Origin of the sequence: Streptomyces sp. NPDC048331 (assembly GCF_043201215.1) — a bacterium.
Classification (GTDB): domain Bacteria; phylum Actinomycetota; class Actinomycetes; order Streptomycetales; family Streptomycetaceae; genus Streptomyces.
On sequence record NZ_JBICYT010000006.1, the window covers coordinates 26,079 to 37,809 of the forward strand.

Consider the following 11,731-nt stretch of genomic DNA (forward strand, 5'->3'; position numbering starts at 1 on the left):
TGACCGGTGGTGATCCGCGGAACCCCTGTGCACCGGCCGCCGTGGCGTGTTCCATTTCCTTCATGGCCACCACCGTCCGCCGCGCCGTACTGACCCTTCCCGCAGCCCCGTTGGGCTCGGACAACCCGCTGCCCGCCCTGCGCGCGCCCGACGAGGCGCACACCCTGGACGAGCGTGCGCGCGAAGGGATGCCGCGCGACATGGCGCGGCAGATCGGCTACGAGCCACTGCGTTCCCTGCTGCCCGTACGGATCCGCGACGGGTACGGACGGCAGCGCGCGGAGCGGGAGTTCGAGTCGATCGTCATCGAGAACGACCACCTGCGGGTGACCGTGCTCCCGGGCCTCGGCGGGCGCGTCCACTCCCTCGTGCACCTGCCGACCGGCCGCGAACTCCTCTACCGCAACCCGGTGTTCCAGCCCGCCAACTTCGCCCTCAACGGCGCCTGGTTCTCCGGCGGCATCGAGTGGAACACCGGAGCGACCGGGCACACCACCCTGTCCTGCGCCCCGGTGCACGCCGCGCTCGTCCCCGCCCCCGACGGGGGCGTGATGGTCCGGCTGTGGGAATGGGAGCGCCTGCGCGACCTGCCCTTCCAGGTGGACCTGTGGCTGCCGGAGGACTCGGAGTTCCTCTACGTCGGCGTCCGCGTCCGCAACCCGCACGAGCGGCCCGCACCCGTCTACTGGTGGTCCAACATCGCCGTCCCGGAGGACGAGGGCACCCGCGTGCTCGCCCCCGCCGACGAGGCCTGGCACTTCGGCTACGAGCGCGCGCTGCGCCGCATCCCCGTACCGGAGTGGGAGGGAGCGGACCGTACGTACCCGCTGCGCGGCGAGTACCCGGCCGACTTCTTCTACGAGGTCCAGGCCGGGGCCCGGCCCTGGATCGCGGCCCTGGACGCCGCCGGGCACGGTCTCGTGCAGACCTCCACCGCGCGGCTGCGCGGGCGCAAGCTGTTCGTGTGGGGCGCGGGCGGTGGCGGCCGGCGCTGGCAGGAGTGGCTGACCGAGCCGGGCACCGGCGGTTACGCGGAGATCCAGGCGGGGCTGGCCCGGACCCAGCTGGAGCACGTACGGCTGGAGGGCGGGGCGGAGTTCAGCTGGCTGGAGGCGTACGGGCCGCTGTCGGCGGAGCCGGCGCAGGTGCACGGCGCGGACTGGTCGGCGGCCCGCGGCGCGGCCGAGGGCGCGCTGGACGCCGTACTGCCACGGGAGCGGGTGGAGGCGGCGTACGAGGCGTGGCGCGGCAGCGCCGACACCGAGCCGGGGGAGCGGCTGGCCCAGGGCTCGGGCTGGGGCGCGCTGGAGCTGCTGTGCGGGCGCTTCGAGCTGCCGGGCACCCCCTTCGGGGAGGAGCTGCTCGGGGAGGAGCAGGAGCCGTGGCTCCAGCTCTGGCGCACGGGCGTCCTGCCGGCCCCGCGCCGGGTGGTCCCGCCGGGGCCGAGCCTGGTCGCCGCGCACTGGCGGGACATGCTGGAGACGGCCCCGGCGGATCCGCTGACGGAGTACCACCTGGGCGTGGCCCAGTGGCATGCCGGGGACGTGGCCCAGGCGGTACGCAGCTGGGAGCGCGGGCTGGCGCTCGCCCCCTCGCGGTGGCCGCTGCTGCGCTGCCTGGCGATGGCGGACGCCCTGGCGGGTGACGTGGCGCGGGCGGCCGACGGGTTCGCGGCGGCCTTCGAGGACCTGGCCGTGGAGAGTCGCGGCGGCGAGCCGTGGACGGCCGCGGAGTCGGCGCTCGGCCAGGAGGCGATGGCCGCCCTCCTCGCGGCGGGCCGGCTGCCCGAGGCCCGCGCCGTCTGGGACCGGCTGCGGCCCGCCCTGCGTGAGCAGGGCCGCTTCCGGCTCCTCGCGGCCCGGCTCCTCGCGGCCGAGGGCCATGTACGGGCGGCCCGTCGGGTCTTCGAGGACGGATTCGAACTCCCGGACCTACGGGAGGGTGAGGAGACCCTCGCCGAGGTCTGGGCCGGCCTCACCGACTGCCCGCTGCCCGCGCGCTACGACTTCCGGATGCGGCCGCCTACTTCTTGATCTTGTCGATGCAGAGCACGAACTGCTTGCCCGAAGAGCGCCGGCCGCCCCTGGTCTGCTCCTGGTAGCCGATGTCGGAGACGTTCTCGCACTTGGCGGTGTCCAGCGTGTCCTGGTGCACCTGGACCACCTTGTACTCGGCGGTGGCGCCGCCGCACTCGACCACCTGGAGGTCGGGCGAGATCTGGGTCCCGTTGTTCTTCAGGCAGTCGCCGGCCTTGGCGTGGTCGGCGTCGTCCTGGCTCAGGAAGTAGCCCACGCCGACGGCGATGAGGACGGCCACGACACCGATGATCTTGAGGATCTTCAGGAAGCCCATGCCTCCGCGGCGGGCCGGCTGGGTCGGCTGCGGGGCGGACCACTGCTGGGGCTGCTGTCCCTGCGGCGGCTGCTGACCGTACGGGCCGGGCTGTCCGTAGGGGCCGGGCTGTCCGGGCTGGGCGTACGGGTTGGTGCCCGGCTGCGGCGGTTGGGTCATGGGTGTGTCCCCCGATGTGCGTGACGCGTTCATTGACGTGCGCACGCTATATCAAGCCACCGACACTTCCACAGCCGAGCCCCTGCCGCGTCAGACCCGGCACAGGATCTCGGCGTTCAGGACCGAGAACCACGCGTCGGGTTCCGTGCCCCAGGCGCGCCAGGCCCCGGCGAGCGCCGCCAGTTCCGCGGCCGTCGCGTGTCCGCCCCCGGTGGCGGTGGTCGCGTAGGCGGAGGCCTGCGTACGGTCCGCCCACAGGGCCGACCACCAGGCGATCTCCTCCGGGGTGGCGAAGCACCAGGCGGTCGCCGAGGAGGTCACGTCCGTGAAGCCGGCCTGCCGGGCCCAGGCCCGCAGGTGGCGGCCCGCGTCCGGTTCGCCGCCGTTGGCGCGGGCCACCCGCCGGTACAGGTCCAGCCAGTCGTCCAGGCCCGGCGCGGCCGGGTACCAGGTCATCGCCGCGTAGTCGGCGTCGCGCGCGGCCACGATCCCGCCCGGCCGGCACACTCGCCGCATCTCGCGCAGCGCCCGCACCGGGTCACCGACGTGCTGGAGCACCTGGTGGGCGTGGACCACGTCGAAGGTGTCGTCCGGGAAGTCCAGCGCGTGGACGTCGGCGGTGGCGAAGGACACGGCGTCGCCCAGGCCGCGTTCGGCGGCGTGCGCGCGGGCCTGTTCCAGGACGTCCTCGGCGGCGTCGACGGCGGTGACGCGGCCGCCCGGCGCGACCCGTTCCGCCAGGTCCGCGGTGATGGTGCCCGGGCCGCAGCCGACGTCCAGCACCCGCATCCCCGGGCGCAGCTCGCCGATCAGGTACGCGGCGGAGTTCTCGGCGGTGCGCCAGCGGTGCGAGCGCAGCACCGACTCGTGATGGCCGTGCGTGTACACGGCGGTCTCCTTGGCGGCGGCTTCCGTGGCGGCGGTTCCCCTGGCGGCGGTCATGACCGGCCCCCTCCTCGTTTCCTCGTCGAAGCGTTGGTCCCACCGTAGACGATCAGTTCGCCATCTGAGATAGCCGTTTTGACATGTGGACAGGGAGTGCGTGTCCCATGGGGACCGGGCGGGGCGGTGGCAGGCCGCCGGTGGTGCGAGGAGAGTGGCTGCAGGGGGACACATCTCCATGGCGGAGGGCGGTGAGGGTCATGACGGACACGCTGCTCGAACGGCACGCCGAGGCGCTGAGGCTCTTCGGCGAACGGGTGCGTGACGTCCGCGGCGACCAGTGGGGCGAACCGACCCCGTGCGCGGAGTGGAATGTGCGGGAGCTGGTCAATCACGTCACCGCGGAGCAGCTCTGGATCCCCCCGCTGGTCACCGACGGGCGGACCGTCGAGGAGCTGGCGGGCAGTTTCGCCGGGGACGTGCTGGGCGACGACCCGGTCGCGGCCTGGGACCGGGCCTCGGCCGCCGCGCACGCCGCCTTCGCCGCGTCCGGCGCGCTGGACCGGAGCGTGCGGCTGTCGTACGGACCCGCGCTCGGATCCGCGTACTGCTCGGAGCTGACCGCCGACTGTGTGGTGCACACCTGGGACCTCGCCCGGGGGATCGGTGCCGCGGACCGGTTGCCCGACGGTCTCGTCGAGTTCTCGATCAAGGAGATCATGCCGTACGCGGACGGACTCGCGGCCAGTGGTGCTTACGCCGAGCCGGTCGAGGTCCCGGCGGGCGCGGACGCGCAGACCAGGCTCCTCGCGATGGTCGGGCGCAAGGGCTGACGCACCACAGGCGCACCACAGGCGCACGACAGGCGCACGACGGGCGTACAGCGGGCGCCCTGCCCCGAATGATCGTATAAAGGTCAGATCCGGCGGGGCGTCGTGAGACGGCGCCGGGCGTCGGGCCCGGTGGGCGCCCGGCAGGGCGAGCGCGGAAGGCGGTACGCGGTGGCGGGGACACAGCGCACGGCGGCGGAGGGCCGCGGACCGGTCCGGTACGGCCCACCCGCCCCCCAGCCCGGCCTGCCCGTGCTCCCCGAACTGGTCTCCGTCCTCGCCGCGGCCGCGGGACGCGCCGCCCCCGAACCCCCGGGCGGCGGCGACGCCGTACGGGAGGCGGCCTGCCGGCACTGGGGGCGGCGCGGGCTCCCGACCTCCCCCGAGAGCGTGGCCGCGGGACCCGGAGCCCCCGCGTTGCTCCTGGCCCTGCTCGGGGCGTACGGGGGAGACGTGATGCTGCCCCGGCCCTGTCCCGCCTGGTGGACCCCGCAGGTCCGGCTGCTGGGACGGCGGGCCTACCACGTGCCGACCCCGGCCGAGTGCGGCGGCGTCCCCGACCCCTACGCCCTGCTGGAGACGGTACGGCGGGTGCGCGCCGAGGGCGGCGATCCGCGCGTGCTGCTGCTGTCCGTCGCCGACGACCCCACCGCGACCGTGCCGCCGCCCGAGATGGTTCACGAGGCCTGCGAGGCGGCCGAATCCGCCGGACTGTTCGTCGTCAGCGACGAGAGCTGGCGCGACACCGTCCACCGCCCCCACGACACCCTGGTCCTGAGCCCCGCCGAGATGCTGCCCGAGCAGGCGGCCGTCCTCGTCGACCTGTCCGGGGCGATGCTGGCGGCCGGTTGGCCGGCCGCCGTCGCCCGCTTCCCCGACACCCCGCGCGGGACCTGGCTCCGCGCCCGTACCCTCGACGTCCTCACCGCCACCGGAGCGATGGTCGCCGGACCCGTCGCGGGGGCCGCCGCGCACGCCCTTGACGAACCCGACGCCGTCGCCGGGCGCGCGTACGCCGCCGCCACCCTGCACGGCGTGGTCGCCGCCGAGGCGCACCGACGGCTGCTCGCGGCCGGGGCCCTGGCCCGGCCCCCGCAGGCCGGCCGGCACCTGTACGCCGACCTCACCCCGCTGCGCGCGGGACTCGCCCGGCACGGAGTGGCCGACGCCATGGAGTTGGAGGACTGGCTCGGCGGCCGGCTCGGCGCGCCCACGCCCGGCGGACAGCGCTTCGCCGACGAACTGGGCGCGCTGCGCGTGCGGTTGTCCACGGGGCCGTTGCTCGGCGCCACCCCGCAGGAGCGACTGGCGGCGCTCACGGCCCGTGATCCGCTCGCGCTGCCGTACGTACGCGACTCCCTGGACCGCCTCGAAGCGGTCCTGGCCGGACTGACCTGACCACCCCGCCGCCGTCCGGCGTACGCCGTGCGCCCCGTCCGCCGTGCGGGGCCTCAGTGGTGCCAGGCCCGGCCGCCCACGTTGTGGACGAAGCGCTGGAGCACCTTGAGGGTGATCAGGTACTCCCCGTCGGAGATCCCCGCGTGCCGCTCGTCCCACAGGTCACCCTGCAGAGTCGCGGCCTTGTCGTAGAACTCCCGCCCCTCGGGGGTCAGTTCCAGGCGTCCTTCGGTGTCCTGGGTGATCCAGCCTCGGACGATGGTCGTGTCCAGCTCCTCGGACAGGGCCTCCTCGCCCACCGCGAGGTAGCCCCGCAGGGTCGCGGTCAGCTCGTCCCGGGTCCTGATCTCGTCGCCCGCCAGGGCGACCCGGGCCAGGATCCACCACTGAGGCTGGGTGGTGCCGAGCTCGGCGAGGGCGGCTCGGGTGCGGTTCACGACCGCGTCGTAGGCGGCCCAGCTCCAGTAGCCGATGGGCTGGCGGATCAGTTCGGCGTCGTCGTGCGAGTACTCCATGGCGGATCGACTCCCCGTCGGCTGTGCGGTGTGATGCGATGCGGTGCGATGTGGTGCGTTGAACAAGACCCTATGAACTCAAGCGCACTTGAGGTCCAGCCCCGGCGGAACCCGTCCCGCCCTTCCGGATCGCCTCCCGGGCCATCGGGGTGGCCGACGGCCGTTCCCATGGCGTGGCTCCCGCGTCGGCAGCAGGCGCTTCCTAAGGTCGGCGGGGGTCGGCACCGGGCCGGCCGACCGTCCGGAGCAGGTGGGTGAGTCGTGGAACGCATGACGGCCGAGTCAGGAACGCAAGCAGCGCCGACCGCCCGGCGGTGGCCCCGGCGGCTGGCCGCCGCGGTGGCGCTGCTGATGCTCTGCGCGCTCCCCGCCGGCGCTGCGGGCGCCGCGCAGCCCGGCGACGTACGGTCACCCGCGGGCCCGCCCCTGTACGTGTCCGACTACGGCAACAACCGGGTGGTGTCCCTGCCCCTGGACGGCGGCGAGCAGAACACCGTCCCGTTCGACGGCCTGGTGCGGCCCACCGGCATGGCCTGGGACGCCGCGGGCCGGCTCTACGTCTCCGACACCGGCAACAACCGCGTCCTCGTGCTGCCCCCGAACGGCGGTGAGCAGGCCGTCGTGCCCACCGTCGACCTGTCCCGCCCGCTGGGGCTCGCCGTCGACCCGGCCGGGAACCTCTACATCGCCGACAGCTTCAACGACCGGATCGTGAAGGTGCCGGCCGGGGGCGGGCCCGGGACGACCGTCCCCACCACCGGGCTGCTGCACCCCTGGGGGCTGGCATGGGCGCCCGGCGGGACACTGTACGTCTCCGACTTCGTCAACGACCGCGTCGTCAAGGTGGCCGTGGACGGGAGCGGCCAGAGCACCGTCCCCCTCACCGGTCTCTCCCAGCCGACCGGCCTGGCCCTGAACGCCGCCGGTGACCTCTACATCGCCGACAGCGGCAACAACCGCGTGGTGAAGTCGGCCGCGGGCGGTGGCGCGCAGAGCACCGTGCCCGTCACCGGCCTCAACTCCCCGCTCGGCCTCGCGCTCGACGGCTCCGGCAGCCTCTACGTGGCCGACGGCTTCAACAACCGGGTGGTACGGGTCCGCGAGACGGGCGGCGGACAGACCACGCTCCCCTTCACGGGCCTCAACACGCCGACGGGCCTCGCCTTCCCGCCGGCCGCCGCACGACCGGGACCGGGCGCGGACCGGTAGCGCCCGGCGGGCCTCGCTCGGGGCCGGCGGGCAGGGGTAGCGCCAGGCGGGGTCGGTCGGGGTCGGTTCACGGCCTCGGCCACAGCCGGCGCCACAGCGGGGGCCCCGCGCTGATCGCGAGGGCCAGGCCGACCGCCAGGGCCACGCCCTTCCAGGGCTCCGCGAAGAGCGTGCCGCCCAGGATGCCGATCAGGCCGTACGTCGCCGCCCATGCCAGGCACGCCGGGGCATCGCCGCGGGCGAAGCGGCGCAGCGGCATCTGCGCCAGGAGGCAGGCCAGCATCACGGGGATCCGGCCCGCCGGGACCAGCCGCGACAGGACCAGGACCAGGACCCCGTGCTCGTCGAGCCGCGTCCGCGCCTGCTCCAGCCGCTCCGGCGTGGCCCTGCGGCGCAGCGCCTCCGATCGGCGCGAGCCGCCCCGTGAGCGCACCCCGCGCTGCCCGAGCCAGTACAGGGTCATGTCCCCGGTGAACGCCGCCACCGCCGACACGGCGAACACCAGCAGCACCCCGTAGGGCGGCGACTGGTGGTGGAAGGCCACCACCGCCGCCGAACTCACCAGTGCGCCCGTCGGGACAACGGGTACCAGCGCACCCAGCGCCACCAGCAGGAACAGTGCCGGGTATCCCACTGCCTGCTGGGTGCTCTCCGGCGGCACCTGGCCGGCCGCCGCCGCGAGCTCGCGCCAGGTCACGGCAGCCGGACCCGCTCGCCGTGCCGCGGCACCCGGACGTTCACCTTGGGCGCCAGCAGTCGCGCGAGCCGCTCGAACTCCTCGCCCGGCGCGTGGAACTCGTGCGGTCGGACCGCGTCCATCCCGACGGGCCAGTACGTCCCGTAGTGCACCGGAACCGCCGCCGCGGGCGCCAGCCGGGCCAGCGCCTGCGCCGCCCGCCCCGCGTCCAGGTGCCCCGGGCCGAGGTAGGGGCCCCAGCCGCCCACCGGCAGCAGGGCCACGTCCACCGGTCCGACCTCCTCGGCCATCGTGTCGAACAGCCCGGTGTCCCCGGCGAAGTAGGTCCGCGCCGCGCCCCGCACCACGTACCCGAGCGCCGGGCACAGGCGCGGCCCGAACGGCAGCCGCCGCCCGTCGTGCCGTGCGCCGACCGCCCGGACCCGTACGCCGTCCCGTACGGGTACCTCCTCGCCCGGCACCAGCTCCGTCACGGCCAGCCCGCGCAGCCCGGCGACGCGCGCCAGCCCCGGCACGGCCCGGCGCGCCCCGCGCGGTACGAGCAGCCGGGTGCCGGGCGCGAGCCGCGCCAGCGACGGCAGATGCAGGTGGTCGGCGTGCAGATGGGAGACCAACACCGCGTCGGCCGCCGCCGCCTCGGGCGGGGGGACCGCCCCGCGCCGCCGCCGCAGGTGCGCGAGCCGTCGGGCGAACAGCGGGTCCGTGAGCAGCCGGACCCCGGAGTCCTCGACGGTGCACGTGGCATGACCCCACCAGGTGATCTCCACCGGCACCCGGCCCTCCCTCCCTCGCGCCCCTCGCGCCTCGTTCACGAGCCTAGAGTCTGCCCCGCGCGGCCGCTCGGAATCGGATCTCGGCCGTCCCCTCCTCTACGCGGGAGTATCGGAGTAGGGTCCGGCGGCATGGAAGAGTTGCGCGTGGCCGCGATCACCAGCCTGGCCCCGCTCGAAGACCTCGACGCCGACCCCTTCGCCGTGGACACCCGCGGCCAGCACGCCATGTGCGCGCGCTGGGCCGCCGACCGGGGCTACGTCGTGACGAAGCAGTTGCTCGTCTACGGGCTGCGCGCCGACCACTGCGGGCTCTGGTCCGACGTCGACACCGGGCAAATCGACCTCTTCGTCGCCGCCAACCCCCGGGTGCTGGCCCGCGCCCTGCGCTCCGTCGAGGAGTTCACCGCCGAGTGTGAGCGGCGCGGCGTACGGCTGGAGACGGCCGGCGGTGAGGAGCCCCGGTACACCTCGGCGATGAAGGCCGAGGTGCACCGCCGGCTGTCCATGCCGACCGCCGGCTACGACGGCACCTGACCGCGGACGCGTCACACCGGGCCTCCGGCACCAGGCCTTCGACACCAAGCCCCTGCGACCCTGGCAGTCGGCACCTGGCTTCCGGCGCCTGACCCGCCCGCTCCGAACCCCTGTGCGCCGTCCCCGTCGCCCGACCGGGCGCGCCGGGCTGTGCGAGCCTGGAAGGCGGGAGCGGGCTCGCGGGAGGTGGCGGCGTGGGGCGAGAACGGTGGCGGACCGCGGGCAGTGCCCTGGTGCGGGTGCTCCTGGTGTGGGCCGTGTCCACCCTCACGATGCTCGCCCTGGCCGGCATCCTGCCGGACTTCCGACTGCAGTCCGACGACGGCGACAGCGTCACGCGGATCGGGCTGACCGCCGCGTGGGCCGCCGGGGCCTTCGGTCTGTTGAGCGCGTTGGTCTGGCCGGTGCTCGTCCGGGCCCTGCTGCTGGTGCCGGCCCTGGTGCTCGGGCTGCTCGTCTTCTTCCTCAACGGCTCGCTCCTGTTGATAGCGCTCAGCCTGATCCCGGACGGCCGCGGCGAGGTGGCTCCCGAGACCGCGGTGGTCGTCGCCGCCGTGATGTCCGCGGTGGCGTCGGCGACTTCCACCGCGCTCGCCGTGCGCGACGACGAGGCCTACCGGCGGCGCCTGTACCGCCTCGCCGACCGGCGCCGCCGCAGGCAGGGCCGGGCGGACCCGGCCCGGGGCGCCGAGGCACCGCCGGGCCTGCTGATGCTCCAGCTGGACGGGCTGGGGTACGAGGAGTTGCGCCGCGCGTGCGCCGACGGGTTGATGCCCACCGTCGCCGGCCTGCTGGACGGCAGCCACCGGGCCCGCTCCTGGCGTACGGACTGGTCGAGCCAGACCGGTGCCAGCCAGCTCGGGATCCTGCACGGCTCCAACTTCGACGTGCCCGCCTTCCGCTGGTACGAGAAGGACACCGGCGAGGTGATGGTCTGCAACCGGCCGACCAGCGCCGCCGAGCTGCAACGGCGGGCCATCGGGCGCACCGGGGACGGCGGACTGCTCACGCTGGACGGGGCGAGCCGGGGCAACCTGTTCAGCGGCGGCGCCGATCAGCTGGCGCTGGTGCTGTCGGTCTCGGCCCGGCGGGGCCGGGCCAACCGGTCCCGCGCGGGCTACTTCGCGTACTTCTCCGATCCGGCCAACGCCGTCCGTACGGCCGGGTCCTTCGTGACCGAGGTGGTCCGGGAGATCGCCCAGTCGCTGCGGGCGCGGATCCGCGGGGACCGGCCGCGAGTGTCGCGCGGCGGGCTGTACCCGTTGATCCGGGCCTTCGCGACCGTGGTCGAACGGGACGTGGTCGTCGCGGCCGTGATCGGCGACATGCTCGCCGGGCGCTCCGCGGTCTACGCCGACCTGGTGGCCTACGACGAGGTCGCGCACCACTCGGGCCCGCGCGGCCGGGACACCGACCGGGTGTTGCGGCGCCTGGACCGCAGCCTCGCGCTGATCACCCGGGTCGCCGAGCACGCGCCGCGCCGGTACCGGATCGTGCTGCTCTCCGATCACGGCCAGAGCCCGGGGGAGACCTTCCTCGGACGGTACGGGCTGACCCTCGAGGACCTCGTCCGGGCGGGCTGCGGACTGCCGGTCTCGCGCCGGGCCGGCCGGACCCGCAGCGGGGCCGAGGCCCGGGCGGCCGTGCTCGCGGCGCTCCACCGGCCGGTGGAGGAGGAGGGGGAGGCAGCGCATCCGGGGCCGGGCTCCGATCCGGTGGTCCTGGCCTCGGGCAACCTCGCCCTGATCTCCTTCCCGGACATCGTCGGTCGGGCGTCGCGGGCCGACGTCGAGCGTGCGCACCCCGCCCTGCTCGCCACCCTCGCGAACCATCCCGGGGTGGGATTCCTGCTGGTGGACGGGGTGGTGCTGGGCCGGGGTGGACGGGCGGCCCGGCTGGACGTACCGGGGGAGGCCGAGGAGCTGCTGGCTCCTTTCGGACCGGGCGCGGCGCGGGCCGTCCGTCGGACCGACACCTTCCCGCACGTGGCGGACGTGATGGTGAACTCGGCGTACGACCCGCGGACGGGCACGGTGCACGCCTTCGAGGAGCAGATCGGCTCGCACGGCGGGCTGGGCGGGGAGCAGGGGCACCCGTTCCTGATGTGGCCCACGGAACTGTCCGACCCGGGCGCGGAGCCGGCCGGAGCGGAGGCGGTGCACGCCGTGCTGCGGCGCTGGTTGCGGGAGGCGGACGGGCCGCAGGTACCGGTGGTCGCGCCGGCGGGCGACGCGGTGACCGCACCCGTGGGCCGAGCGGCCGGGGAGACGGTGGTCGTGCCCGCGGGGCAGCCGATGGAGGAAACCCCGCCCGGGGGCGGAAATGACGGAGGCCTTCCTTCCGCAGGGGTGCCCGCACCGGACGAAATCCGCTGATTTTGTG

General features: G+C 75.0%; 11 protein-coding genes. 6 read left to right on the forward strand and 5 right to left on the reverse strand.

Annotated elements, in window-relative coordinates; genetic code table 11:
- Positions 1–62 precede the first annotated feature (62 nt).
- On the forward strand, positions 63–2,033 hold the full coding sequence (locus tag ACGFYY_RS11915; RefSeq protein WP_393708589.1) for a DUF5107 domain-containing protein: 1,971 nt from the start codon (positions 63–65) through the stop codon (positions 2,031–2,033).
- Here ACGFYY_RS11915 and ACGFYY_RS11920 read toward each other — a convergent pair.
- Together ACGFYY_RS11920 and ACGFYY_RS11925 are read right to left on the reverse strand one after the other, a co-directional pair.
- Positions 2,023–2,511, reverse strand: coding sequence for a hypothetical protein (locus ACGFYY_RS11920; RefSeq protein ID WP_393708591.1), 489 nt, complete (start codon positions 2,509–2,511; stop codon positions 2,023–2,025). The genes ACGFYY_RS11915 and ACGFYY_RS11920 overlap by 11 nt on opposite strands.
- Positions 2,512–2,601: 90 nt before the next feature.
- Positions 2,602–3,453, reverse strand: coding sequence for a methyltransferase domain-containing protein (locus tag ACGFYY_RS11925; RefSeq protein WP_393708593.1), 852 nt, complete (start codon positions 3,451–3,453; stop codon positions 2,602–2,604).
- Positions 3,454–3,653: 200 nt separating this feature from the next.
- On the opposite strand from ACGFYY_RS11925, the gene ACGFYY_RS11930 reads away from it, so the two are divergent.
- Positions 3,654–4,226: a TIGR03086 family metal-binding protein gene (locus ACGFYY_RS11930; RefSeq protein WP_393708595.1), complete on the forward strand. Its 573-nt coding sequence runs from the start codon at positions 3,654–3,656 to the stop codon at positions 4,224–4,226.
- Between the two features lie 168 nt (positions 4,227–4,394).
- Positions 4,395–5,621 (forward strand): aminotransferase class I/II-fold pyridoxal phosphate-dependent enzyme, encoded by a 1,227-nt coding sequence (locus tag ACGFYY_RS11935; protein WP_393708597.1) that lies wholly within the window; start codon positions 4,395–4,397, stop codon positions 5,619–5,621.
- 53 nt (positions 5,622–5,674) lie between these two features.
- On the opposite strand, the gene ACGFYY_RS11940 is transcribed toward ACGFYY_RS11935, so the two are convergent.
- Entirely contained in the window at positions 5,675–6,136 is a 462-nt protein-coding gene (locus ACGFYY_RS11940) for a MarR family transcriptional regulator (RefSeq protein ID WP_393708599.1), read from the reverse strand.
- 270 nt (positions 6,137–6,406) lie between these two features.
- Here ACGFYY_RS11940 and ACGFYY_RS11945 point away from each other — a divergent pair, with 270 nt between their 5' ends.
- Positions 6,407–7,345 (forward strand): SMP-30/gluconolactonase/LRE family protein, encoded by a 939-nt coding sequence (locus ACGFYY_RS11945; protein WP_393708930.1) that lies wholly within the window; start codon positions 6,407–6,409, stop codon positions 7,343–7,345.
- Positions 7,346–7,412: 67 nt separating this feature from the next.
- Here ACGFYY_RS11945 and ACGFYY_RS11950 read toward each other — a convergent pair whose 3' ends face one another.
- A complete protein-coding gene (locus ACGFYY_RS11950; protein WP_393708601.1) occupies positions 7,413–8,042 on the reverse strand; it encodes a DedA family protein in 630 nt (209 codons plus the stop codon).
- Complete coding sequence (locus ACGFYY_RS11955) at positions 8,039–8,815, reverse strand: MBL fold metallo-hydrolase (RefSeq protein ID WP_393708603.1); 777 nt, start codon at positions 8,813–8,815, stop codon at positions 8,039–8,041. Before ACGFYY_RS11955 ends, ACGFYY_RS11950 begins: the two co-directional genes overlap by 4 nt.
- A 129-nt stretch (positions 8,816–8,944) precedes the next feature.
- Between ACGFYY_RS11955 and ACGFYY_RS11960 the strand changes: the two genes are divergently transcribed.
- A complete protein-coding gene (locus ACGFYY_RS11960; RefSeq protein WP_393708605.1) occupies positions 8,945–9,349 on the forward strand; it encodes a hypothetical protein in 405 nt (134 codons plus the stop codon).
- A 194-nt stretch (positions 9,350–9,543) separates the two neighbouring features.
- On the forward strand, positions 9,544–11,724 hold the full coding sequence (locus tag ACGFYY_RS11965) for a phage holin family protein (RefSeq protein ID WP_393708607.1): 2,181 nt from the start codon (positions 9,544–9,546) through the stop codon (positions 11,722–11,724).
- Positions 11,725–11,731: the final 7 nt, after the last annotated feature.